This window comes from Streptomyces marokkonensis (assembly GCF_008312835.1).
In the GTDB taxonomy this organism is placed as follows: domain Bacteria; phylum Actinomycetota; class Actinomycetes; order Streptomycetales; family Streptomycetaceae; genus Streptomyces; species Streptomyces marokkonensis_A.
Genome location: NZ_VSKS01000024.1, coordinates 32,553 through 56,878, shown reverse-complemented (window position 1 = coordinate 56,878; position 24,326 = coordinate 32,553). Strand labels below are relative to the sequence as shown.

22 protein-coding genes and 6 pseudogenes are annotated in these 24,326 nt (G+C 69.5%); 12 read left to right on the top strand and 16 right to left on the bottom strand.

Features of this window, described 5'->3' with window-relative positions; all coding sequences use genetic code 11:
* Positions 1-413 precede the first annotated feature (413 nt).
* Positions 414-704 carry a hypothetical protein gene (locus F1615_RS30825; RefSeq protein WP_244328916.1) on the top strand — a complete coding sequence of 97 codons (291 nt, stop codon included), beginning with the start codon at positions 414-416 and terminating at the stop codon, positions 702-704.
* A gap of 350 nt (positions 705-1,054) precedes the next feature.
* Here the strand turns inward: F1615_RS30825 and F1615_RS36600 are convergent, their stop codons facing one another.
* The 8 genes and pseudogenes from F1615_RS36600 to F1615_RS30785 form a co-directional block, all read right to left on the bottom strand.
* Complete coding sequence (locus F1615_RS36600) at positions 1,055-1,429, bottom strand: hypothetical protein (RefSeq protein ID WP_167533913.1); 375 nt, start codon at positions 1,427-1,429, stop codon at positions 1,055-1,057.
* A 133-nt stretch (positions 1,430-1,562) separates the two neighbouring features.
* Positions 1,563-1,795 (bottom strand): annotated as a pseudogene (locus tag F1615_RS30815) (ATP-binding cassette domain-containing protein); the annotation flags it as partial.
* A 77-nt stretch (positions 1,796-1,872) separates the two neighbouring features.
* The gene (locus F1615_RS30810; protein WP_149552338.1) at positions 1,873-2,184 is read right to left on the bottom strand and encodes a DUF1048 domain-containing protein; all 312 of its coding nucleotides are present in this window, start codon (positions 2,182-2,184) and stop codon (positions 1,873-1,875) included.
* A 1-nt stretch (position 2,185) separates the two neighbouring features.
* Positions 2,186-2,542 carry a DUF1048 domain-containing protein gene (locus tag F1615_RS30805; RefSeq protein ID WP_149552337.1) on the bottom strand — a complete coding sequence of 119 codons (357 nt, stop codon included), beginning with the start codon at positions 2,540-2,542 and terminating at the stop codon, positions 2,186-2,188.
* Positions 2,539-2,865: a PadR family transcriptional regulator gene (locus tag F1615_RS30800; RefSeq protein ID WP_149552336.1), complete on the bottom strand. Its 327-nt coding sequence runs from the start codon at positions 2,863-2,865 to the stop codon at positions 2,539-2,541. The genes F1615_RS30805 and F1615_RS30800 overlap by 4 nt, the downstream gene beginning before the upstream one ends.
* A 707-nt stretch (positions 2,866-3,572) precedes the next feature.
* Positions 3,573-4,279 (bottom strand): annotated as a pseudogene (locus F1615_RS30795) (transposase family protein).
* A gap of 21 nt (positions 4,280-4,300) precedes the next feature.
* Complete coding sequence (locus F1615_RS30790; protein ID WP_244328915.1) at positions 4,301-4,756, bottom strand: SUKH-3 domain-containing protein; 456 nt, start codon at positions 4,754-4,756, stop codon at positions 4,301-4,303.
* 312 nt (positions 4,757-5,068) lie between these two features.
* Complete coding sequence (locus tag F1615_RS30785) at positions 5,069-5,989, bottom strand: hypothetical protein (protein WP_149552334.1); 921 nt, start codon at positions 5,987-5,989, stop codon at positions 5,069-5,071.
* A 591-nt stretch (positions 5,990-6,580) separates the two neighbouring features.
* Here F1615_RS30785 and F1615_RS30780 point away from each other — a divergent pair.
* Positions 6,581-7,516 (top strand): aldo/keto reductase, encoded by a 936-nt coding sequence (locus F1615_RS30780; protein ID WP_149552333.1) that lies wholly within the window; start codon positions 6,581-6,583, stop codon positions 7,514-7,516.
* Between the two features lie 262 nt (positions 7,517-7,778).
* On the opposite strand, the gene F1615_RS37225 is transcribed toward F1615_RS30780, so the two are convergent.
* The gene (locus F1615_RS37225; RefSeq protein WP_425385670.1) at positions 7,779-7,994 is read right to left on the bottom strand and encodes a hypothetical protein; all 216 of its coding nucleotides are present in this window, start codon (positions 7,992-7,994) and stop codon (positions 7,779-7,781) included.
* Between F1615_RS37225 and F1615_RS30770 the strand changes: the two are divergent.
* From F1615_RS30770 to F1615_RS36905, 3 genes and pseudogenes are all read left to right on the top strand, one after another.
* Positions 7,939-8,253, top strand: a pseudogene (locus F1615_RS30770) (carbohydrate ABC transporter permease); the annotation flags it as partial. The gene F1615_RS37225 and the pseudogene F1615_RS30770 sit on opposite strands and share 56 nt — an antisense overlap.
* Before the next feature lie 423 nt (positions 8,254-8,676).
* Positions 8,677-9,444, top strand: coding sequence for a class I SAM-dependent methyltransferase (locus F1615_RS30760; RefSeq protein ID WP_149552331.1), 768 nt, complete (start codon positions 8,677-8,679; stop codon positions 9,442-9,444).
* A gap of 61 nt (positions 9,445-9,505) precedes the next feature.
* On the top strand, positions 9,506-9,631 hold the full coding sequence (locus F1615_RS36905) for a hypothetical protein (RefSeq protein ID WP_280118913.1): 126 nt from the start codon (positions 9,506-9,508) through the stop codon (positions 9,629-9,631).
* A 59-nt stretch (positions 9,632-9,690) separates the two neighbouring features.
* Here F1615_RS36905 and F1615_RS30755 read toward each other — a convergent pair whose 3' ends face one another.
* Positions 9,691-10,500, bottom strand: a complete 810-nt coding sequence (locus tag F1615_RS30755; RefSeq protein ID WP_149552330.1) for a hypothetical protein — start codon at positions 10,498-10,500, stop codon at positions 9,691-9,693.
* Positions 10,501-10,506: 6 nt separating this feature from the next.
* Positions 10,507-10,884 (bottom strand): hypothetical protein, encoded by a 378-nt coding sequence (locus tag F1615_RS30750; protein ID WP_149552329.1) that lies wholly within the window; start codon positions 10,882-10,884, stop codon positions 10,507-10,509.
* Between the two features lie 117 nt (positions 10,885-11,001).
* On the opposite strand from F1615_RS30750, the gene F1615_RS30745 reads away from it, so the two are divergent.
* Positions 11,002-15,612 (top strand): CHAT domain-containing protein, encoded by a 4,611-nt coding sequence (locus tag F1615_RS30745; RefSeq protein ID WP_149552328.1) that lies wholly within the window; start codon positions 11,002-11,004, stop codon positions 15,610-15,612.
* Positions 15,613-15,761: 149 nt separating this feature from the next.
* Here F1615_RS30745 and F1615_RS30740 read toward each other — a convergent pair whose 3' ends face one another.
* Together F1615_RS30740 and F1615_RS30735 are read right to left on the bottom strand one after the other, a co-directional pair.
* Positions 15,762-16,451: a methyltransferase domain-containing protein gene (locus F1615_RS30740; protein ID WP_167533912.1), complete on the bottom strand. Its 690-nt coding sequence runs from the start codon at positions 16,449-16,451 to the stop codon at positions 15,762-15,764.
* A 119-nt stretch (positions 16,452-16,570) separates the two neighbouring features.
* Entirely contained in the window at positions 16,571-17,611 is a 1,041-nt protein-coding gene (locus tag F1615_RS30735; RefSeq protein WP_280118912.1) for a saccharopine dehydrogenase family protein, read from the bottom strand.
* Positions 17,612-17,682: 71 nt separating this feature from the next.
* Here F1615_RS30735 and F1615_RS30730 point away from each other — a divergent pair, with 71 nt between their 5' ends.
* The 5 genes and pseudogenes from F1615_RS30730 (at position 17,683) to F1615_RS30715 (ending at position 20,791) form a co-directional block, all read left to right on the top strand.
* Complete coding sequence (locus F1615_RS30730) at positions 17,683-18,309, top strand: TetR/AcrR family transcriptional regulator (protein ID WP_244328913.1); 627 nt, start codon at positions 17,683-17,685, stop codon at positions 18,307-18,309.
* Positions 18,310-18,802: 493 nt separating this feature from the next.
* Positions 18,803-19,027, top strand: a complete 225-nt coding sequence (locus F1615_RS35800) for a hypothetical protein (RefSeq protein ID WP_167533909.1) — start codon at positions 18,803-18,805, stop codon at positions 19,025-19,027.
* Positions 19,028-19,044: 17 nt separating this feature from the next.
* Positions 19,045-19,175: pseudogene (locus tag F1615_RS36585) on the top strand (transposase); the annotation flags it as partial.
* Between the two features lie 364 nt (positions 19,176-19,539).
* Positions 19,540-20,340 carry an alpha/beta hydrolase gene (locus F1615_RS30720; protein WP_149552326.1) on the top strand — a complete coding sequence of 267 codons (801 nt, stop codon included), beginning with the start codon at positions 19,540-19,542 and terminating at the stop codon, positions 20,338-20,340.
* On the top strand, positions 20,330-20,791 hold the full coding sequence (locus F1615_RS30715; RefSeq protein ID WP_149552325.1) for a hemerythrin domain-containing protein: 462 nt from the start codon (positions 20,330-20,332) through the stop codon (positions 20,789-20,791). The genes F1615_RS30720 and F1615_RS30715 overlap by 11 nt, the downstream gene beginning before the upstream one ends.
* A gap of 154 nt (positions 20,792-20,945) precedes the next feature.
* Here F1615_RS30715 and F1615_RS30710 read toward each other — a convergent pair.
* Positions 20,946-21,491 (bottom strand): annotated as a pseudogene (locus F1615_RS30710) (IS5 family transposase); the annotation flags it as partial.
* A gap of 149 nt (positions 21,492-21,640) precedes the next feature.
* Between F1615_RS30710 and F1615_RS30705 the strand changes: the two are divergent.
* A complete protein-coding gene (locus tag F1615_RS30705; RefSeq protein WP_149552324.1) occupies positions 21,641-22,519 on the top strand; it encodes an MOSC domain-containing protein in 879 nt (292 codons plus the stop codon).
* Between the two features lie 21 nt (positions 22,520-22,540).
* Here the strand turns inward: F1615_RS30705 and F1615_RS36580 are convergent.
* Positions 22,541-22,714: pseudogene (locus F1615_RS36580) on the bottom strand (IS5/IS1182 family transposase); the annotation flags it as partial.
* Between the two features lie 368 nt (positions 22,715-23,082).
* Entirely contained in the window at positions 23,083-24,297 is a 1,215-nt protein-coding gene (locus F1615_RS30695) for an MFS transporter (RefSeq protein ID WP_149552323.1), read from the bottom strand.
* Between the last annotated feature and the right edge of the window lie 29 nt (positions 24,298-24,326).

The following is a 24,326-nucleotide window of genomic DNA, read 5'->3' as shown; positions in this document are numbered from 1 at the left end:
GACGCGGTAGGCGCCGGGGCGTCACACCAGGGAGCCAAGACGCGGTGATACCCGGGTAGGGGGTGGGCCAGGTCCGATCACTGCGCGGCACGGGCCGCACCGCCCCCTGTGGGCCCGCCCCGCGAGCAAGGATCTTCCGAAGCCGTGGCTCGGGTAGTCGTACTGCGGTACCTGTGGTTCACAAGACCGCCCTTTGAGCCTCTCCTCAGACCTGAGGGGAGCAGTGGTTTGCCGAGCTCAGGCAGAAGAAGCCTCAGCGCTGTGTCCACCACTCCGTCTACAAAGCCCGTACCCCTCATGTGGTGGTTTCGCAGTCTGATAGGGCTACGCTGTCTCGCAGGCCCGGATGCCGCATCCCCCGTCGGCATCCGGGCCGTCCGCGGCTGCGCAACTTCACGCGCGACAGGTTTCCGGTGGACGCTGACCCGGCCCACCTCACGCTGTGGCCGGTGACCGAGGCGGACCGCGACACCACTGACGCTGCCGTCGACTCCGACCTGCGCCGTGCCACCGGCCGTTTCCCCCGGGACAGCCGCCTGGCCCCGCTGATCCGCGACCTGAACGCGGGCAACAGGAGGTTCGCTGAGCTATGGGTGACCGGAGAGCTCAAGATCGTCATCATGACCGCCCTGCGCGGCAGTGAAGACGAGACCAAGCTCCGGCTCACCGCCATCGCCGGCCCACCGGCCACCACGCACCACTGATTCCCACCGACGCGTCGACCGACGGCCGCCTGTGCGTATGCGGCCGCTGTTGCACAGCGTCTCGGCCCATGCGTGGCCACGCGAGCCGGCCCGGCAAGCGCGTACGCAAGCTTCGAGGACAGCGGGAAGAGGGGGTGGCGGTGCCGGACCTGGCGCGCTGGACGGCGCCGCAGGAGCGGGATCCGACGGCCGGGTCCGGCACCGGCACACACCCGACCCACACGACCACGGCGCGCCACCCTGTGAAAGGGCGGCGCGCCGTCGGTGTGAGCAAGTGCCTTGCTGCGTGGCTGGGAATGCGATGGGCGGCGGATGCTGCGCAACCGCCCACGCCCCGCCGTTGGAAAGACTCAGAGGTCGGCGCAGATTCTGCGGGCCTTGGCCAGTTCCTTCTTCACCTCGGTGTCGACCTCGAAGACCTGGCGGTGGCGGTTGTGCGCCCGGGTGATGGCCTCTGCGAGTGGCTCGTATGAGGAGTCGCCTGCGGCGGCGGCCGTGGCCAGGTCGAAGGCTCCCGCGAAGCGATACAGCGCCTGCTCACGTTCCTGCTCGCGGACCTCGGCTTGCGGCAAGAGCTTCGATTCGTCCAAACCGGCCAGCGCATCGCACGCGCCTCGGGCATCGCTCCCGGCACCACTATCGGTGTCCGACGTGCCACCGGTCAGTGCCCAGGCCACGCCTACGCCTGCGCCGCCCACCAGCAGTCCGATCAGCAGGGAAGTCACCAGCGGACCGCGGCTGCGAGGCGGCGGGACAGGCGGGGACGGCGGGGCGGGGACCTGAAACGGCTGCTCTGCCTGCATGTACACGACCATAGCGGGCTCTTCGTCCGAGTCCCCCGGTGGGCCATCAGCCGGGTCCCGGCTCCCCGATCGCGGCCCGTACTTCGTCCGGTGCCGTGGCGACGTCGTGGCCCGCGACCTGGACCTGCCCTTCGTCGGTACCGATGAGCGTGGAGAGGATCTTCACTACGGTGACTTGCCGGCGCCCTTCGGACCGAGGAGCGCGAAGACGGATTCTTCCGGGATAAGAAGGCCGATGCCGCCGAGGACGGTCTTGTCGCCGTACGCCTGACAGTAGCCCGGCACCACCCGCCATCTCCGCCGTCGGCCTGCGCAAGGATGTCCGGGGCCGGCCCCAGTGGGCCGGACCTCGGCGCACGGCGGCGTCACTCGCAACGGGCCCGCGACTCCTGGTAGGCGTCCGCGTAGGTGCGTGAGTCCTTGATCAGGTCGTCGCAGAACGCGGCGACATCGTCGCCGATGAGTTCCAGGACTCCCTTGCCCGCGGCGGCGCCCTCTTCGAAGAAGTCGACGATCCCGGGGAGCAGCGGCCCGTCGGACAGGTCGATGGGTCCGACCTTGAACAGGTACTTCTGCATCTCCTTGTAGACGATCTGGTAGTCCGGTGGGAGCGCCTTGACGCGAGCCATGTGCGCGCGCCACTGCTTCTTGCCCTCGATGATGTCGTGGATGCTCAAGTCAGCCTCCCAGCCGGTTCAGTTTCCTTGCGACGTTCCTGTTCAGCTGCTCGCGCCACCGGTCGCGATAGGTTCGAGCCCCTTCTCCACCGGCCAGCGCCGTGCAGAAGCCTCGGATGTCGTCGCCGAACACCTCGTCGAGGCTCTGCTCGTCCGCCGCGGCTTCTTCGAGCAGCGCCAGGGCGGCGTCGAGGATCGGCGTCAGGTTGCGGCCGGTGAAGTCCCCATGGGGAAGGAGGTGGGCCTTGATCTGTTCCCACGCCGCTTGGTAGTCGTCGGGCAGGGCTGCGGCCCGGGCTTCGAACGCCTTCCATTCCCTGGTGAGATCGCTGCCTGTGACCCTCTCCCAGAAGTTCATCTCCCGCCCTCCTTGAGCTTGTCGATGCGTGATGAGACGTACTGCCATTTCGTCCAGAACCTCGCGAGTTCCTCGCGTCCGGCGTCGTTGAGCGAGTAGAACTTGCGCGGCGGCCCGACCCCGGACGGCCGCTTCGTCACCTGGACGAGTCCGTGTCTCTCCAGCCGCAGCAAGATGGTGTAGACCGTCCCCTCCACGACATCGGTGAAGCCGAGCTCGTTCAGTCGGCGGGTGATGGCGTACCCGTAGGTCTCCTCGCTGCCGATGATCTCGAGTACACACCCTTCGAGCGTGCCCTTCAGCATCTCCGTCAGGTCGTCCATCGCGAGCCCACCTCAGTCCAAACCAGTACTACGTGATACCGAGTACCGCTACAAAGTATCACCGAGTAGTGAAGGTGTGCCAGCTACTCTCCAAGTCCGCCCAGCTCTCCGCCCGCTGGACGACCTCGGCGCCCCCTTGGACGTACTGATGGGCGCACGCTGCCTACTCCAACGCAGGGCCGGCGCACTGCTGGACAGCAGCCCTCAGCCGAAACCGGCACGGGACGCCAACGGGAGACGGCTCGTCAGCCTTGCCGACTCGTTCACAGCCCGCCCGAGCTCCACCGGCACACTGTGTGACGACTTGCTGCGTCGGCCCGTGGACCACAGCGCCCGCGCCCGACCCAGACGCCGACCGCCTTCTTCGATCTGCCCTGTGGGCAACTCGGCTCTACCTCGCAGGCACAGCACTGACCGCGGCTCGTTGCCCCTCAAGCCGGACGACGGCTTGCTCCTGTGCCGACCCCGCATGGCTCGCCGAGCGGACTGGCGAACACCGGCTGGGTGAGCCAGGGGGAAGGTGATACCGCCGAACATCAAGGCATTGCCGTTTGAAGGACTCGTACGCGAACGGCGAAGCGTTCTCGGGCGACACTGAGCGCCTCGGCCGTATGCGATCACCCATGCGCCGTCATCGCCGATTCGGAGACCTGAGCGTTGTCCCGCAAATGATCTCCAACATGCCGGTTGACCATCACCGTTGCCTCTCATCCGGCCAGCGTGAGGTTGTGCAGGCGGGCGATGCCGAGCATGGCGTGGTGGACGCCGTCGCCTTTGAGGCGGCAGTCGCGGAGGATCTTCCAGGTCTTCATGCGGGCGAAGGCGTGCTCGACGCGGGCGCGGACCTTGCGGTGTGAGCGGTTGTGCTCTTCCTTCCAGTCCGGTAGCCGCCGTCCGCGATCACGGTGGTGCGGCCGACGGCGTCCTTGGCGCCGGACAGCTCCCATGCCTCGCAGTCGTTGCGGTTCCCCGGGACCGGCCGGCCGACGGCGACGACGAGCCGGGTGTCGGCGTCGATGATGACCTGATGGTTGGTGGAGTACCGGTAGTTCTTCGACTGCTCGGCGACGGTGTGGTCGCGGGTGGGGACCAGGGTGCCGTCCGCGATCAGCACGGCGTCCTTGCGGAACCGTCTGCGGTGCTGAAACGCGAGCGAAGAGCCGAGGTGGTCGATGATGCGGTCCGCGGCCGACTTCGACACCCCGAACAGCGGCGCCAGTTGTCGCAACGTGAGGTTCGTGCGCCAGTACGCGGCGACCAGCAGCACGCGGTCCTCCAGCGGCAGGCTCCAGGGCCGGCCCTTGCGGACTGGACCGACACCCTCGCACCGCAGTGCGGTGACCAGCTTGCCGGACTGTCGCGGGCTCAGCCCGGTGAACGGGGCTATCCAGGACGGCTCCGACGCCGTGACCACACCAGGTACCGCAAGATCGTCTCACCTGCCAGGGAGGCAGTTGGCAAGCCAGTCTGCTTGTTCCGCACGATAGACGCCGGCATCGCCGTCCACCACGTAGGCCAGCACCTCCGCGAAGGTCGACCCCAGAGGCCAGAGGACGTTCGGGCCGACGGCCACGACGCGCCCGCTGGCCGCGATATACGACCTGAACTGGACCGACCACATACCCAGAGGACTGTAGTTCTCCGCGTATCGGCGCCTCAGCCTGGACGCCTCCGCGGCGGTGTCGACGCAGGCGTCAACGGGGTCTACCTGCAGCGACGAGGCAGGAGCACGAGCGGGGCAGCTCCTGATCGTCAACCCGCCGAACTCGGCCCAGACCCCGACCGCCGCCTCATTGAGCTCGAACCCAGCGGCTGCCAGTTGCTGTGTCCAGTCTCCAGTGGCGATCTTGCGACCTGCTGTCCACCCAGCAGCACCAAGCGCCTCCAGCACCGATGGGCCACAGCCCGTCAACGACTCACTGACGTGTTCTATCCGCCCTCCCCATCCCCTCGGTCGTGTCTGTTGCCCGAAGTCTGCCGCACATCCGAACCAGCGGACAGGGCTACTGGGCGCGGAAGATACGGAGATCGTTTACGGGACAAGCTTTAGTGACCTGAGTCGGAGATTCGTCGGCCGTGGGCGGCGACTTCGTGGAGGATCTCGTTGGTGTGAAGTGCCAGAGGGAAGCGTGGGTGCGCCAACAGGCACTTCCTGACGGGCATGCCCCCTGCCACCCACTCATCGTTTCGGGAACCGCCCCGTTCAGAAGTTGAGTCCGACTGATTCGGCAGCGCCAGTGACCGCACCTTCGGTCATCATTTGCGTGGCGAACCCAGATATTGCACCTGGAGGAGGGGTGCCCGTGGTGACGATCGAGCTGTACTCGATCCCCTTCTGCGTGAGGATCCCCACCACCTGGTCGAAAAGATTGACGACCAGAGATCCGCTGTCGCCGCTTTCTGCAAAGATCGGCTGATTGGCTAGGTCGTCGGTATAGATTTCGAATGAATTTGGAGGAGTTCCGATCCCGAGTGGCTGTAGTCCCACCGCGCTCACGCGGCCGGTAGTGAGCAGCGTTGTCTTACCTCGTTTTCGCACTGGATCTCCCAGCTTAGCCCTGGACATGCCGCTATAGGCCCCGATCTCATTAATGATCCAATCGAAGGCAATACCATCATCGAACTTGAATGCAGCTGTGTCGGTAGCGTCTTGCCAGCGGTAGAGTCTACCGATCTTGCGGCTCAGGCTGGGCTGGTATATGGGGTCACCCTGGAGGATGTTCACTGGCTCTGTGATACTCGCGATCACGTGTGCGCAGGAGACCCCAACTTGCCCACCGAACATCGCATCGTTCGCAATGCCACCCAATGTGCCTCCGGGGGACAGGAACCCGCCATGCTCCGCCTTCAGGGTGCCTCCACCGATTACTGGGTCGTACGTGGCGTTGTCCACCAATGGGGTGAAGTCGCGTTGCACCACCGTCACGGGAAAAGGGGTGTCGGCCGTGAGAGCTTCCAACTGGCTGGGCGCATTGTTCTCGTCGGTGACCAAGACCCGAATGACGACTTCGTCCGTCAATTCGACCCCATCTTGGCGAAAGCCAATATCTACGCCCACTACGCCAGGAAGGAAGGGCAACGCCTGCCTCAAAACAGCCGCAAGCGCATCCTTGGCCGTCAGCATCTCAGGTGCTACATCCATTACATCGCGGCCTTTCTCATCTCGTAGCGGATGCCGACTCGCCGTGGTCAGGCCTGTCGCACGAGCAAGGGTTCAGGTGGTCGCCGCCACTCAGGGATCGCCTGCGCTGCATCGGTGACGTAAAAATTCTTTCTCAAGACGGTCTCAACCCCGACTCGCTGTTGAAGCCCTTTCGACTCGACCGGCTCAGCGTCGGCTGTGTGCGTACTTCCGTGATCGCCATGAAGTGGGGGAGGCCGGCAACTCGACGTCTACCGTACCGACGTAAGCACGAGTGTTGAGGTCAACGAGCGCCTGATGGATGGTGCCCCCAGCCCCTGGGTCCTCAACACAAGCGTTGATGCAACGTCGGCTGGATGCAACTTGGGCCTCACGGCTGACGAGCTCGTGCATGGTCGGCGGTGAGAAGTCGAGGACTTCAGCGTGGTTCGGGGTGCACATCTGCCGTGCTGATGTCAGGCCAGTGACGTCGCGCCGTCCCTGCACGGGGCGACGGCCTCCCGAAGGCCGGGTTCGAAGCGTCCGTCACCCGCGCTTGACCTAGAGCGCGCTCCAGATCCGAGCATGGGGGGCATGAACATCACTGACCCCCAGATCATCCTCGGGACGATGGACTTCGGCACCCGCATCGTCCCCGCGCAAGCCTTCGCGATCCTCGACTCCTTCGTCGCCGGCGGCGGTGTCTGGCTCGATACCGCGAACTGCTACTCCTTCTGGACCGATCCCAGCGGTGTCGGCGGCGCCAGTGAGCGCGTCATCGGCGAGTGGCTCCGGGCCCGCCCGGGCGCGCGCGACACCGTGCGGATCGCGACGAAGGTCCGGCACAACCCACTCGTCCCGCACCGGCCGGAAAGCGCAGAGGGCCTTTCCGCCCAAGCCGTCTACGCCGGCGTGGAAGCGAGCCTGCGGCGTCTCGGAGTCGACCACGTCGATCTGCTGTGGGCCCACGCCGAGGATCGGACCGTGCCGCTGGAGGAGACGGTCGGCGCCTTCGGCGCGTTGGTCAGGGACGGAGTGGCCCTGCGGATCGGAGCGGCGAACCACGCCGCCTGGCGCGTCGAGCGCGCCCGGTCGCTCGCACGGGAGCAGGGTGTGGAGCCGTGGACGGCCCTGCAACTGCGCCACTCACTCGTCCAGCCACGCCCGCTCACCCCGCTCGCAGAGTCCGGACACCGCCTGGTCACCGCAGAGGATGTGGACCTCGCGCGGTCGGAAGAACTCCTCGTGTGGTCGTACACCTCGCTGATGTGGGGTTCCTATGTGCGCGCGGACAAGCCGCTTCCGCAGACCTACGATCATCCCGGGACCGCCCGGGTGCTCGCAGCCCTGGACGACATGGCCAACGAGCTGTCGTCCACCAGGAACCAGGTCGTCCTGGCATGGCTGATGCGCCAGGGGATCAACCCCATCGTCGGTGCGAGCCGGGTGGAGCAGATCGAGGAAGCACTCGCCGCGCGCCGGGTGCGGGTCAGCGACGACCACCTGGCGCGGTTCGCCCAAGCGCGGTAGCAGCGGCGGGACCCCGTATGCGCGTCCGTCGTACTCTGCCCGCTGCTGCTGCGGCCGTCCTCGTTGTGGGCGCACTGACCTTGCTGCTGCTCCGGCGCAGGCCGGCGAGTACTCCTCGGCCTCGAAGGCCGAGGGGGTCCAGCAGGACACTCCGGGCCGTGACTCCAACGAGTGCTCCGGCAAGCTCTCGGGCGCCCGCGCCTGCACCAAGAAGGCCAACGACCGCGACGGCTACATCACCTACCGCGGCCGATCCAGCCCCTCACGCCTCTTGTGGCAGGACGTTGACGCCGAGGAAGAACACCAGGAAGGCGGTGCGCCATCGGATGCGGCCGATGCCGATGGCGTAGGCGCTGAAGAGGGCCAGGACGGGCCCGAGCGCTGGAACTGGGACATCATCGGCGACGTCTGGGAACGCGTTCGCCTCGCTCGACGGCGCCGGCCGCTGGACCATCCTCTGGCGCATCATCCTGCCCATGAGCTGGCCCACCCTGTCAGTGATGTGCGTGTTCTTCTTCGTCTGGAGCTGGAACGAGTTCCTCTACCCCCTCGTCCTGCTCATCTCCAACGACCAGCAGACCGTCCCCCTCGGTCTGTCCGTCATGCAGGGCCAGTACACCAGCGACCCCACCGCGATGAGCGCCGCCGCCCTCCTCGGCGTCATCCCGATGATCGTCTTCTTCCTCGTCTTCCAGCGCTCCCTCACCCGCGGTGTCACCGCCGGCGCCGTGAAGTAGCCCAGAACGGTCACCAGCCACCCCGGATCCGGAACCACTTGCCGCCCCGCCACCGGATCCGGGGTACGACCCTCACACCGGGCACGGGCGGGATGGGCGGCGAGGCCGCCGCCGGGGACCGGGGCGCGCTCAGCCGTTCGCGCGTCGGCCGGGGCCTCCGCGCGTGCCGCCGTCGTGCGGCGTCGTCGTCAGGCGGGGAACATCGGCGGGGGAGAGGTCGGGTCGGGCGCGATGCCGGCGCGGGATGACGCCACCGGCCGGAGACCTCACGGGCGACATCGACACCGACTTCCACCACCAGCGCGGGTTCCACCGACGTGACATCCGGATGCTCCCGGCTGATATGTCTCATGAGACGTCAGTTCGCGTCTGAGCCCGGAAAAGATCAAGCACGCAGGGCCCGCTCGTGTCAGGATGCTGGGAATGTCTGGTCGCGCGCTGAGTTTCGGACGGATGGCGGAAGCATACGAACGGTTCCGGCCGGGGTATCCCGCGGAGCTGTTCGACATGGTGACGGCATACGCGGGTCACCCGGTGCGGACCGCCCTTGAGATCGGCGCTGGGACAGGCAAGGCAACCCGCCTGTTCGCTCAACGAGGGGTCATGGTCACCGCGACCGATCCTGACGGCGCCATGCTCGCCGAACTGCGCAAGCACGTGCCGACGAACGTCGGAACGGTGCAAGTCGCCTTCGAGGACCTGCGACCGGGCGAACGGTACGGACTGGTCTACGCGGCAGCAGCGCTGCATTGGACGAACCCGGAGGGCCGGTGGTCGCGCGTGGCCGCACTGCTGGAACCGGGTGGCGTATTCGCCTCGTGCGGCGGGCCATTTCGACTGGCTGACCCGGCTGTGGAGGAAGCTGTCCGTGCGGCGCGAGCACCATTCTTGGAGAGTGACGGGATTCCGTCGCCTGATGGAACGCCTCCGGACCATGAGATGCAGTGGCCGGGCACGGAGCTGCAACGGTCTGAGTGGTTCACCGGCGTTCAGCAGTCCGTGATCGAACGGCGTGTGATGATGAGCGCTCGCGACTACGTTGGTCATCTCTCCACCATCTCGGCTTATCTCGTCTTGCCGACCGCGGAGCGAGAGCAGGTATTCAGCCAGATCATGCGGGTACTGCCGGACAGAGTCGAGATGGACGCCGACATCACCGTCCATCTCGCGCGGCGGCGCTACGAGGATTGATCACGACACCTCGCCAGGTCAGCCCGCCGGCCCAGGCCGGTTCCGAGCCACTTTCACGCGCGTGTGGCTTCTGCCCGGGGAGATGGAGGCCACCATCACCGCGCAGAAGTCCGGCACGGTCCCCCGGCGCGCCATGAACCGCACCGAGCAGGTGGAGGGCGGCGACCTGCTCGCCCAACTCCACTGAGGCGCAGGCACCGTCCCCGACGCGCCCCGCACCTCAGCGCGGGGCGCGTCGCGGTGTGTTCAGACGCCGCCCTTGCGGAGCATGTCGTCGATCCGGGCGCCTTCCGCCGCCCCGACCCCCTCCGTACCGAGGGTGACACCCAACGCCTCGGCGAGCGCACGGTGGTGGACGTCGACGGCCGACTCGATGAGCGTCGCCAGATCGTCCAGACCGGTACGCGCCCGGCGCCACCCGGTGAGGAAGACACAGGCCCCGACGACGAGGGCCGGCCACCACACGATCCCCACCAGCGTGTAGAGGCAGCCCCAGCCGGCCAGGGACACCGCGTCCGCGAAGGCTGCCCGCGCGCTGATCACCGGCCTGCGCGCCTCGTCGCCCAGCAGCAGCCACAGCCGGGGCCAGGCCGCCGAGGCGTCGAACCAGTACTGCGCCCGCGTCCGCGCCTCGACCAGCCTGATCCGGTCGCTCATCCAGGTCCGCCGCTGCGGCAGATACGCCGCCACGGTCGCCACCCCGGCCCGCTCGGCCGCGCGCACCGCCCTGCGGCGCCGCCACCCGCCACCGGAGGACCCGGGGCTCAGCCACACCCGCTCGACGGCCACGCCCAGTTCACTCGCGAGGGCGCCCACCACGCCCGCCGCGAGCAGCACCAGCCCGACGTCCACCGCCGCCCCGGACGGCTCCCGGCGCCAGCCGTGCCACACCGCCTCGGCCCACACCCTCAACTCGTCGGCGCTCAGCGCCCCTTCGTGACCGAGGTGCCGGCCCGCCACCGCCACGGCGACCAGCAGCAGGCCCGGCAGCAGCACGGCGGTGAACCAGCGGCCGTTCACATGCCGGTTCAGTTCGGCGAGTACACCCGTGACCATCGCGCGTCACGCCGTCGGCCGCATGGCCGCACCGAAGGCGTGGCACACCGGCACGTGCCCCTGCGCGTCCCGCCCCGCCGTCCGGTCGCACCGCTCGCGCGGACAGACGTAGGTGCCCGCGCCGACCGGCGTCGTCCGCGTGGGGCCCGGGAAGCCGACCAGGCCGAGCACGTCGCGGCCCGACCAGACACGTACGACCTCCTGGTCCCCGTCCCGCACCCACTTGTGCACCGCGCGTACCGCCGAACCGCCCTCCTGGACCCGGGCCACGTCCCGGTCCAGCCGCTCACCGACACCCGTCCGCCGTGCCTGCTCGCGCAGCCCCGGCAACCGGGCGCACCACACGGCGAGCGCCTCGGACTCGGTCGGTTCCTCGGACGTCATGGACCCTCCGCGCAAGATTGGTCACTCTGAGGTGAGCAGTCGTATCGTTGTGTGCCTGTCGTGCCGTCAGGGTGCCACAGGCCAATTGGGTGACGGCAGGGAAGAGGATGGGTCGGGATGAGGTTACGGGCCTGGGGCGATCCCGAGCGGCGGATCGAGGACAGTGTCACCCGGTACCTGAGCACCGGACGCGCGGCCGAGGTCGCCCGTCCCCAACTCCTGCGGGACGCCGACCGGTTGCTGGCTCAGGCCGCCGAGGCGCCGCCCCGCTCGCCCGAGCGGGAGCGGGTGCTGCGGCTGGTGGGCCTGCTCTACCTCGCCCGCGAAATGGGCCTGCGCCAGGGCGCCGTACTTCCCGAGGCCTCTCACATCGCCGCCGCCCTGGGCCTGCTGCACGACACCCGGCCGCAGTTGCTCCCCGCGCCCCTGTGGGACCTGGCCGTCGAGTTCGGCGCCGACCCGGCGACCCGCGCCGAGACCGCCGCCTCGTTCGCGCAGGCCGAGAAGGACGGCGGCGCCGATCCCCTCGCCTTCCTCGTCGCGCTGGAACACGCGGTGGCCGACCTGCCCCCGGACCACCCGCGCCTGTGCCCCTACGCCCTGCTCCTCGCCGTCCACTGGCTCGAACGCGCCGGGACCTTCGAGGACGCGGGCGACCTCGACCGCGCCGAACAGTGGGGACGCGCCGCACTCGCCCTCACCGCCACCGGCGACGCCACACGCGTCGCCGCGCTGCACGCGCTCGTCGCCACCCTCACCCGCCAGACGGCCCGGCACGACACGGCCGCCCACGCGGGAGCCGCCGTACGGATGTGCCGCAAGTACCTCGCCGCCGTACCGCCTGGCCAGGGCGAACACCTCGCCGTCCGCTTGTCGTTGGGCACCACCCTCAAGGTCCGCCACGCCCACACCCGGGCGTCGCGGGACCTCGACGAGGCGGTGGACGTGCTGCGGGGCGCCGTCGCCGACGCCCGGCGCGCAGGCAGGCCTGCACCAAACCAGCTCAGGAGCTTCGCGGCGACGCTGTACGACCGCTACGTCCGCGAGCACGCCCAGGAGGACCTGGACGAGGCGCTGGGCGCGATGAAGGAGGCCGTGTCCACGGCCGCCGCGCGTGGCGGCCCGGCGGCGGCGTCGGCCCTGCGGACCGAACTGGTCGCCCTGGAACGGGAGAACGCTGCCGGCCGTGGCCTGGAGGTGACCCGCCGGCCGCTCCGCCGCCCACCGACGCCCCACCAGCGCGCCGAGGAGGGACGCGAGCTGGTCGACCGCTCCCAGACACCGGAGGGCGGCCTGCTCGACCTCGACCAGGGCATCGAACTGCTCGGCGGCGCCCTGCGCGAGCTGCCCCCGGACTTCCCCGACCGCGCGCCCTACGCCGCCTACCTGGGCCAGGCGCTGCTGAACCGCTTCGAGGCCGAGCAGGACGCGGCGGACCTGGACGCGGCCGAGGAGACGGTCCGGCACGCGGTGCGGCTGTGCCCCGAGGGCGACGACAACCAGGTGCCGTTCCGCACCCTGCTGGCCCTGATCGCTGACGCCCGCCACCAACGCCTCGGCACCCCCGAGACCCGCGACGTGGCCGTCCAGCGGTGGCGCGACCTGCTGTCCCGGCCGCTCGACCTGACCGGATACCGCCGACGGACCCTGCACCGGCTCGGCGCCCACCTCGTCGGCCGCCACGAGGACACCGGCACCCTCTCCGACCTCGACGAGGGCGTGGACGCCCTGCGGCAGGCCCTCGACGCGGCCGGCCCCACGGACGGGGAACACGGCCCCGTCGCCCTCGACCTCGCCGCCGCCCTGCTCCGCCGCCAGGAACACAGCGGCACCGCGCGCGACCTCGACGAGGCGCACACCTGCCTCACGGCCGCCCTGGACCGCCTCCCGCCCGACGACCCCCGGCACACCCGCGCCCGCGACCTGCTGGCCACCGTGACCGAACGCCGGCGCGAGGTCCACACCCGGCACGAGGAGAAGGCGGCGCCGGTCCTGCGCTCCAGCACCTTCGTCTCAGGCCCGGCCGACCCGCCCGCCGTGCCGGCCGACCAGGCGGGCGGCGACCCCGGCGAACTCAGCTCCGTCGTCCGTCACAGCAACCGCGTCAACACCCTCCTCGGACACTTCCAGCGTACCGGCGACACCGAGGCCCTCACGGAGGCCGTCGACATCAGCCGCCGCCTGCTCGCAGGCATGCCGGACACCCACCCCTACCAGGCGCTCGTCCACGCGGACCTGGGCGCCGGACTGCTGCTGCGCTTCGAGCACGAGGGCGACCCCCGCGATCTCGACGCCGCCGTCGACCACCTGCGCCGAGGCGCGCACGGTCCCGACGCCACCGTCCAGCAACTGCGGAACCAGCTGAACCGCCAGGACCTCACCGTCGAGGAACTCGACCGCATGACCGGCGGCTCGCTCGCCGGAGTCCTCGAACTGACCGGCGGACGCGGCAAGGAACTCGCCCACCTCGCCGGCGCCCTCGTCCGCCGCTTCGAACGCGACGGCGCCGCAGGCGACCTGGAGGAAGCGGTCGCCTCCGCACGCCGCGCGGTCGAGACGACCCCCGCCGAGAGCACCGTCGACCTGCACGACCGGCAGGCCATGCTCGGCCTCGTCCTGCTGACCCGGTACCGGCACACCGGCCACCGCACCGACCTCGACCAGTGCGTCGACTCCGGGCGCGCCGTCCTCGCCCTCACCGACGACATCGTGGGCGGCCCGCCCGGCGAGCACCGACGCGGCGCCCTCACCGCCCTGTGCAACCGCCTGCGCATGCGCTACCTGCTCACCGACGACGCCGACGACCTCGAGGAGTCCGTCGCCGCCGGACGGGAGGCCGCGCGACTCCAGCCGCCGGGGACCTCGGACGAGTACCTGCTGACCAACCTCGGCCTCGCCCTGTGGGATCGGTGGGCCCGGCACGGCGAGGCCGCCGACCTCGACGAGGCGATCGACCTCACCGGCACGGTCGCCCACGCGCTGCACCCCTCCTCCCCCAGACGCGCCCACGTCCTGCGCACCCTCGCCCGGATGCTGGGCGACCGCAGCCTCGCCGGACCGGCCGCCGCGCGCCCCGACGACGCGGCCCGCTGCCTCACCCTGTCCCGCGAGGCGGCCACCCGTGCCGACACCTCGCCCCCGGCCGAGCGCCTCGAAGCCGCCGTCGCCTGGGGCGACTTCGCCGCCGCCCGCGCCGCCGACGGGGACGGCGACTGGGCCGAGGCCGCCGACGCCCACGCGGTCGCCGTCGACCTGCTCGCGCTCCTCACCTGGCGCGGACTGTCCCGCGGGGACCGAGAGCGCCGCCTCGCCCCGTACGCGCACTTGGCCACCGACGCCGCCGCCTGCGCGATCCTCGCCGGGCGGCCCGAACAGGCCGTCGAGCTCCTCGACCAGGGCCGCTCCGTCCTGTGGAGCCAGGTCCTCGACACCCGCACCGACCTCACCGCGCTCCACACCGCCCACCCCGACCAGGCGGCCCGCCTGGAGGAACTGCGGGCGGGCCTCGACCTGCCCGACGGCCGGACCGGACCCGACGACGGCACCGAGCACCGGCGCCGCCTGGCCCGCGCCTGGGACACCCTGCTCGACGAGATCCGGCGCCTGCCCGGCTTCGCGCACTTCCTGAAGCCACTGCCCTTCGCCGACCTCTCGGCCGCCACCGCCGGCGGCCCCATGATCCTCGTCAACGTCAGCCGGTTCCGCTGCGACGCGCTCGTGGTCACCCCCGGCCGGGTCCATCTCGTCCCCCTGCCCGGCCTGACCGCCCCCGCGGCGCAGCGCCGCACGCGGGACTACCTCGCCGCCCTCGAACGCCTCGACGATCCCGGCACGCCCACCGGACCCACCCAGCAGGCCGTGCTGGGCACCCTGGAGTGGCTGTGGGACACGGTCGCCGCGCCGGTCCTCGACTCCGACCCGGCCCGGTCCTGGCAGGGCGGACGCGTGTGGTGGTGCGCGACCGGCCCGCTCGCCCTGCTGCCCTTGCACGCCGCCGGCTACCACGACCCCGACGACGAGCGCGAGGACGACGCCGTCCTGGCCCGCGTGGTCTCCTCGTACATGCCGACCCTGCGCGGCCTTTTGAGAGCCCGGCGCCCCGCCGCGCCGCCCGACCACGTACGCCGGCTGCTGATCCTGGCACTCGGCGCCCCACCGCCGTACGCGTCCCACCTCGCCCCGCTGCCAGGCGCCCGCCAGGAGGCCGAAACGCTGCGCCGCCGCTTCCCCGAACGGCACACCCTGCGGCTCGACGCGGCCGCCACCGCCCAGCAGGCGCTGTACCTGCTCGACGGACACACCTGCGTCCACTTCGCCTGCCACGCCGGCCAGAACCTCGCCGACCCCAGCAAGGGAGCCCTGTACCTGTTCGACCGGCCGCTCACGGTCACCGACCTGGCCCGACTCGACCTGGAGACACCCCAGTTGGCCGTGCTCTCCGGCTGCCAGACGGCCGTCGGCGGCACCGACCTGCCCGACGAGGCCATCCACCTGGCGGCGGCCCTCCTCCTCGGCAACTTCCGGCACGTCGTCTCCACCCTGTGGCCCATCGGTGACGACAACGCCCGCGCCCTGACCGACGAGGTGTACGCCCGACTGGGCGACCCCGGAGGCCGCATCCACCCCTCCCGCACACCCCAGGCCCTCCACCGCGCGGTCCTGGAGGCCCGCCGCCGCGCCCCCGACGCCCCGCTCGCCTGGGCCTCGCACGTCCACTTCGGGCCGTAGGAAGGCGAGTCGGTCAACAGGTCCGCTGCGGCGCCCCGGTACGCCGGACACGCCAAAGCCGCTTACGCAGTGAGGTTGTCCGTCGAAGCCGAAGGCCGCCCGACCGCATCGCCTGCTTCCCGGCATCGCCTGAAGAGCCTTCGTGGCGCTCACGTCTCCCTTACGTGTCCGATGAGGAACAGGTAGGGAATCCGCAGCAGCGAGCTGCCGTCATCGGCTTCGTTGCCGTCCTCGAACAACCTGCTCAAAGCGGCACGGGCCTGCTTCCAGCGGCCCGCTGCCCGAAGCGCCGCACGGTGGGCTCGCAGCGGACGGGGCTTGTTCTCGAAAGCACGCACGGCATGCTCCACCGAGTCGTACCTCATCAGGACTTGCCGTACCGACAGATGAAGGTCCGTCGGCAGCGGCGCGAACCAGGTACACACCCACCCGGCATCGCCCCAGCGCATCGGAGACGGGCTGCTGCCCGGCCGGTCCAGGTGCGCCAGAACTGTCGGAGCGATTTGCCGCATCGTCCCTTCCGGGGTCCACGAGGCGACGGCGATCACTCCTCCCGGGCGGCAGACCCGTACCAGTTCTGTCGCAGCCCGGGCGGGATCGGACGCGAACATCACCCCGAACGTGGAAACCACCAGCTCGAAGGTATTCGCCCCGAAGGGCAGTGCCACGGCATCACCTGCCACGCAGTACGCCCTGCCGCGTCCGGCGCTCGTGGGTATCCGATGCGAGGCGACCCGCAGCAACGACGGCTCCCGGTCCAGTGCAGCAACTCGCAGACCGGCCCGGGCCAGGGCAACGGCAGCGGGACCGGACCCTGCGCCCACATCCAGTGCGCGCAACGGGGCAGTACCGTCTGCGGCGAGTCCGAGCTCTCCCGGAGCCAGGGCGACGACCTCGTCGGCAGCATTCGACCAGGCATCGCCGGCCCCTGTCTAATGGCCACCCCGCCAGCCCTCGCTCACCGCCGGGCCCCACTGGTGATGCCGTACACCGTGACGCCGTGAACGGCCAGTTCCTCGGGCAGCTCCGCCAGCACGGGTACCTGCTCGATGTGCCGCACCCCGGCGGGCACACTGCCTGCCAGCACCGCGCGGGTGACGTAGGCGGCCACGAGGCCCGACACCCGGCTCTGCCCGCGCCCGGTCAGGGCACAGACCGCGTGCCGGTCCCCACGACGGGCCTCCGCCCGCACCACAAACCCCTCACCTCCCAGGTGCACCCGGCTGAAGGCCTGCGTGAGCAGCCGTTGCCGCCCTGGACAACGGGTGCCGCGCAAAAGCCCCAGCCGACGCACGGCGAACAGCGCGGCCGTCAGCAGCCGGGAGTCCAGGCACAACCGCGTCGTCGCCTCCGGCACACCGAGCGTGCGCCGCACCGTGTGCTGATCGGAGAAAGGAAACGGATGAGCCCTGCGCACGCCGTACCCGGGCAGGACCACCCGCTGAGGACGGGCCAGGACGGGGTCACTGAGACCGGCGACCGTCCAGCGCACCGCGTCGGCTCCGTGCCGCTCTCCCGCGCCCAGCAGCAACGTGAGATCCAGGCGCTGCGCCCCGCCGACTTCCTCATGCACACGGCGGGCGAGCAGATTGGTCAGCCCGGGTGCCACTCCGACACTCAGCACAGCCGCCGTCCCCGACCCGGCAGCCAGATCATCGAGCTGTGCGACCTGGGCAAGGAGCCCGTGGGTCGCACCGACATCGACGAGATGGATGCCCCGCTCCAGGCAGAGCCGGGCGAGTGCAGCATCCTGGGGCTCGACACACAGGACCACAGCGCCCACGTCACCGAGGTCGTCCAGCACTCGCCCGAAGCCAGCAGGATCGCCCGTATCGACGCGTACCCCGCCGAGCCGGCGAGCCCGGTCCTCATCGCGCCCGCCCGGGACTACGCGTCCCGGGAACCACTGCTCCAGCATGGCCGTCACCGTCGTTCCGACGGCCCCGTACCCGCCCACGACAAGGATCCGTCCAGCACCGCCCGGTTTCACTGTAGTCATACTCCAGTGAGATACACTGTAGTCTCACTACAGTCAAAGATTCCTTGAGGAAGATGAAGGAAGGGTCCCTGGTGGCTGCGCCCATCACCCGGGCCGAGAAAGCCCGCCGTACCCGGCAGCGCATGACCGACGCCGCCGCCCGTCTCTTCACCGAACGCGGCTGGACGGGCACGACCATCGAAGGCATCGCTCGCACCGCCGAGGTCGGCACCCAGACCGTGTACTTCACCTTTGGCAGCAAACGCGCCCTGCTCAAAGAGGTTGTGGACGCCGCTGTCGCAGGCGATGCAGATCCCATCGCGACCCTCGACCGCCCCTGGGCCCGCACAGTCCTCAAGGAACCCGACCCCGCAACCCAGCTCCGCCTCCAGGCCGCCGGCGCCCGCCGCATCCTCGAACGTGCCACCCCCCTGCTGGAGGTCCTACGCAGCGCCGCGGCAGCCGAACCCGAGCTCGCCGAGCTGTGGCAGACCAACTTGAACCAGCGGCATACCGTCCAGCACCGCTTCGCCCAAGCCCTCATCGCTAAGACCCAGACAGGGCTGCGCGACAGTCAGACCGCCGAATCAGCCGCCGACGTCGCCATGACCGTCCTCGGCCCCGAGACTTACACCCTGCTTGTCACCGGTCGGGGCTGGTCACCAGCGCGCTGGGAGCAATGGGCCGCCGATTCCCTCGTGCGCCAACTGCTCCCCTGACCTGTCTATGGCCTGCGAGGCGACGGGATCGGCCCGGTAGAAGCCGTCCACCATCGTTGCTGTCGTCGCTCTCGCTCACGCCGACAGCCCGCTCTCGGCGGGCCCGGGTGCACTTTGACCATGCTGTGTGGTTGCCGCCGTACCAGCCCTTGTCGGCGCCGGTGAAGGGGGCCAGCTTGTGGGGCGGGAGCACTTCGACGTCCCGTCCCAGGTTCGTCCTCCAGAAGTGACACCGCCCTGTTCGAGCCGGACGCCGCCGGGGATCTCCTCGGTGGCTGAAGCGAGGGCTGCCGGGAGCGCGATGCTCCCCGCGACGGCCGCCATGGCACCCAGCGCTGCTCCGTAGGAAAGGTGCGAGCGTGGTGAGGAACGCCCTGCGGATCCGGGGCGGATCGCCGCTGCCGGGACCTGGCCCGGGACTGGTCGTGGGGCACTGGCCGAAGTCGCCGTGCGGCCCGTTCGGTGACGTGATGCTGGAGAAGGCCGACGGGCAGTGGCAGTTGCTGGCCCGGACAAGCGGATCGCGGACTTCGTCGCCGCCGTCTACCGCTTCGACCGGTGCGGTGTGACGAGGACGGCCGCACGCAGGCCCCGGCCGTCGCAGGCGAGGATGTCGAAACGCGAAATCATCCGCTGCCTCAAACGCTACGTCGCCCACGAGAACTACCGTCACATCCAGCCGACCTCGGCCCTTGCCGCCTCGCCTTCTGCCGCTTGACGCAACATAGGGGCATCCTCAACACCCACCTCACCGCCGGCATGCGCCGCCACATCACCGACCGCGACTGGCTCACCGTCTTCCAGCTGCCGCCCTACGCGCCCGACCTCAACCCTTCGAGGGCATCTGGTCCGTGCTGCGGCGCACCACCGGCCAACCGGGCCCTCGCCGACCCCGACCCGTGTCCCCCGCAGGTTGTGTCGCATTCCGGAGGGCCGGCGCCCCGGCCCGTGACGCGCTGCGGTGCATCGGTGTGTGCCTTTCGCGGGTGTTGTGAGTAGCCGGCATCCCCGTCGGAGGGGCCGCCACCCGACTGCTTGAGAAGGCGGCCTGCGCAAGGCGCGCTTGACGTTGCCGAGAGCGCAGTGTGAGGCGATGACGCCGACTCGCGGTCCTCGGAGACTGCGTACTCACCCTGACGCCATGGCGTCAGGGTGTGGCAACCGCCCACCTGGACCTGGCGGTTATAGTTTCAGGCAGCGTCGCGTGCCGGTGGCGATGGATCGTCAGGCATGGAGGCGTCGTATCGAAAGGTGGCTCCGGCCATTCCCACCCGGATTTCACAGAAGGTCACGCTTTACCCCGCTGAGGACGGGTTCTTCGGCCCCCGACCCGCCGTCCTCGTCCTGCCCGGCGGCGGCTTCCGGGAACTTCCACCGCACGAGGGCGAAGGCTACGCGCGCTGGCTGTCCGGCCTCGGTATCCACGCCTTCGTCCTGTCCTACCGGCTGCTGCCGGACCGGTTCCCGGCCCCGCTCGAAGACGCCCGGGCAGGGTTGGACCACATTCGCAACGGCAACCACGGCCTCGACGTTGGCCGGGTCGGCGTCATCGGATCAAGCGCGGGCGGCCAACTCGCCGGCCTGCTCATGACCGGCCGGGTCCTGTCCATCGAGGAGGGCGTCGCCGACCCGCCCCGACCGGACTTCGCGATCCTGGCCTATGCGCTGGCCGACCTCGACCTGCTGCCGCCGTCAGTGGTCGAGAACCTGCTCGGTGACCTGCTGCCCATCAAGGACGAGTTGTCCCCGGCCAAGCATGTGGACGCGTCGGTGTGTCCGACCTTCGTATGGGCCACCGCTCAGGACCCGCCGGGCCTGCCCAACGCCCTGGAGTGGACCCGGGCGCTGGCGGCGGCCGCGGTACCGGTGGAGTTGCACGTCTACCCGGGCGGCAGCCACGGCATCGGCCTGGCCGACGGCGTGGAATACGGTGGCGAGCCGCATAAGTTCATTGCGCGCGAGCCGCACACTGCGTCCTGGACGACCGCGTGCGCGGCCTGGCTACGACGGGAGGGCGTTCTTGCCCAATGACCGCGTCACCGCCTGGGGCGGGGAACTGCAGCGGGTGCACGGCAAGCTGCGCAATGCGTTGGCGCTGGCGCGGGCGGGACTGGACGGCGGCGACCCCGCTGACGCCGCCACCGACCTGCTGTTGTTCTGCCACGGGTTCTGCGCTGCTCTGTCCGGCCACCATCGCGCCGAGGACGGTTCGCTGTTCCCGGAGCTCCTACGGGCGCGGCCCGACCTGGCGCCGGTGGTCGCGAAGCTGACTCAGGACCACAACATGATCGAGCACCTCATCGGTGGATTGCAAAAGGCGGTGGCCGACTCGACCGACCCGGAGGTGGCGCACCGCCACCTGGACGGGATCGAGGCGGTCATGGAGACGCACTTCAGGTACGAGGAGAAGCAACTGGGAGCTGTGCTGGACGGCATGGACACCGACTTCGATCGCACCGAGATCTTCGGCCCGATCAGCTGAGCCGCGTCCCGGTCGCACCGCCCGCCGACGGCGCGACCGGGAATTCACCTGGATTCGAACTGAACCGCCACCGCCTCGCCCGGGACCTGAACCGCGACCGCCGAGCTTTCGATGAAGCGGCGAACTGGACTTGTTCACGAACTGCGACTGGGTTGTAGTCGTAGCCCTCGTCGCCGTGGAGCTTGCCGGGCCCGCGCCGGCGTCGTCCGCGCCGGGACCGGATCGGCGGTCTGCCCTGCACCAACGGGATCAGAGCCTGGCTGTCATGGACGTTGGCGCCCGAGACGCCGACGGACAGTGGCAGACAGGTCCGCTCGGTGATCAAGTGGATCTTCGAGCCGTACTTGCCCCGGTCCACAGGATTCGGACCTGTCAGCTCCCCCTTTTCAGGGCTCGCATGTTCACCGAGTCGATAGCGCAACGGGACCAGTCCAACTCGCCGCGGGAACCGAGTTCCTCAAGGACGAGGCCGTGGAGCTTGGCCCACACTCGGGCCTTCGACCACGCCGTGAACTGCCGGTGGGCTGTGGCTCCCGACGGCCCGAACGAAGCGGACGGCAACTGCTGCCCCGTACAACCGGACGTCGCGACGAACACGATCGCGGCCAGCACTTCCCGGTCTCCGTGTCGGCGCCTCCGGCGCCACCCGCTGGAACCACTCCCGCAGCTCATCCGGCACCAGCCGCTCCACGATCCCCACACCGGCAGACCATCGAACAGGCCAAATGAGATCACCTGTAGAACTCCGAACGAAATGATCTCCAAGGTGGTTGGATCGCTTCGGGACTGATGACGTCACCTCGTCAAGACTGACGTTCTAATGTGGCCGTCGATCGAAGGAGGCGGCACATGGCCGACGTCATGGATCTGATCTGCTACCCCATCAAGGGATGCGCAGGCACGTCGATGAGCGACGCGCTCCTCACGCTGGCGGGCCTCGCGCACGACCGCAGCTTCATGGTCATCAGCGAGGACGGGGTCTACCGCACCCAGCGCCGCCACCCCCGCCTCGCCCTGATCCGGCCCGCCGTCAGCGCCGACGGCACTCGACTCACGCTCGACTCGGCCGACGGCACGGGCCGTTACGGCACGGTGCGCCTCGACGTGACCACGTCCGCGCCGCGCCGCGACGTCGATCTGTTCGGCGCTGCCTTCCAGGGGATTGACCAGGGTGACGCCGTCGCCGCCTGGCTCTCGGATGTCCTCGGCGCCCCCAGCCGTCTGGTCCGCGTGCCGCCGGAGCACGACCGGGTCGCCGACGGCCTGACCTCTGGCCCCTCCGGCTATGCCGACAGCAGCGCCGTGCACCTGCTGTCCCGGGCCTCCCTCACCCTCCTCAACCGGCGGATGGCCGAGCGTGGCGCCCCGCCCCTGTCGATGAACCGCTTTCGCCCGAACATCGTCGTCGACAGCCACGACGGTCACGATCATGACAGCGACGGTGGCGACTGGGCAGCCCTACCGAACGCCGAGGACCGCGCACGCCGCATCACCATCGGCGGTGCCGAGTTGGGCTATGCCAAGCTCGCGGTGCGCTGTGCGGTCACTCTGGTTGAGCAGGAGGTCGGAGCGCGGCGGGGGCGGGAGCCCCTGCGAACGCTCGCAGGCTACCGGCGAGCGGCGAGCGGGGGCGTGGTGTTCGGCGCGAAATTCTCCGTGCTACGGCCGGGGAAGCTGTCGGTCGGCGACGAGGTGGTCGTCCAGGAGTGGGGCGACGCCGAACTGTAAAAACACCTGGTGCGATGGATTCAGGCGCCGCCAGCAGATCAGTGCGCACCCAAGAATGAGGAACGCTTCGTGGATGTCGTCACGAACCTCCCAGCGGATCCGCAGGCGGCGGAACTGGTACAGATGGGCGAACGCGCGTTCCCAGCGTTGGGTGTCCAGGCCAGAGCCGTGCTCGGTGCCGCGGCGGCTGATCGCCGCACTGACGGCGACACGGCACGGAGGCAACTGTTGGCGAATTTCCTCCTGGCTCCGCGGAGGAAGACTCCGGCGAGGGCTCACGACGCCGCCCACTACCTCAATTCGGCGTGAAGCCGCTGAGGCGGGGACACCGGCGGGGGAGAGGGAGACGTCGGGCGGGCCCAGTGCCGGCATGTGGGGTTCCGCTACCGTGTCGTCGCCTGTCGTTGGCTCACTTCTCCAAGCCCGTGGTGGTTGGCGAAGACGCTCAGGTGAAGGCCTTCTCGAGGGCTCGTAGAGCCAAGCAGTGGCTCGAGGCCACGATGCGCATCTTCGGCGCGTACGCAAACACGGACTCGGAGTCCTGCGGCCGCCGGCTTACGCGTTCAGGACCGCTTGTTGCAGTCCGGCCCGCCGGGGCGTGTTCCTACTGCCAGGACCATGAGCACTGCGGTGCAACCACCCAGCAACATGACCGCGGACGGAGAGGTGCGGTCCAGGATGACTCCCCCTACGAGTGCACCAATCGAGATCGTTGCCTGAAAAGAGGCGGTGAACAGGACGGATGCCGCTTCCGGGGCGTGCGGTGCCGCCTTGGAGAACCAGGTCTGCGACGCGACTGGTACGGCGCCATACGCGATGCCCCACATGATGAGCAGCATCACTGCGCCGGTCTCCCAGCGGCCCAACGCTGGAAGCAGGAGGGTCACCGCGGCGATCAGGGCGGCCGCGAGCCCGAAGACGGTCCGCGGATACCGGGCCACCCAGGCGCCGCCCAGGAAGTTGCCGAGGATGCCGGCGGCACCATAGAGCAGCAAGAATGTAGTGATCAGACCACTGCTGGCGTGGCTGACCTGTTCCAGAAATGGTGTCACGTAGGTGTAGGTGCCGAAGTGAGCCAGCACAACAAGGAACGTCAGCAGGAGTGCGAAGCGAGTGTTGATGTTGCGGAGCACGCCGTTGAGCACGCCCAGCCGTGTCGCCTGGACCGGAGGAAGGGGCGGCACGAACAAGAGCAGCATGACCAGTACGCCGACCGTCAGAGCTCCCATGACGGTGAAGGCCGTTCGCCATCCAGCGAGATCTCCGATGAGGGTGCCCGTCGGCACGCCGAGGACGGATCCCAGCGGGACGGCAGAGAAGATCACAGCAGTTGCCCTGCCGACCGAGGCCGGCCGCACGAGTCGTTCCGCCAACCCGGCTCCGATCGACCAGAAGCCGCCAATCGTGATCCCGACCATGATCCGGGAGGTCAGTACGAGCCAGTAGTCGGGTGCCGCGGCGGCAAGGAAGTTCGCCAGTGCCAGCAAGAGCATGAAGACGCACAGCATCAGTCGGCGGTCGAAGCGTGCCGTGGCCACGGTGACCAGTGGAGCGGCGATCGCTGCCAGAAAGCCCGGTACGGTCATCATCAGTCCAGCCATCCCGTCCGAGACGGTGAAACTGGATCCGATCGAGGTCAGCAGACCGATCGGCAGGATCTCGGTGGTAACGATGACGAAGATTCCCAGCATCACCGAGACCACGGCCAGCCACTCCATCAGCGGGGACCGAGGGGGTAAGAGTTTGCCGTTGACTGAAGCGGTAGTGGTTGCCTGCATGGCGTTCCGTCCTGTGAAGGCAGCGCGTT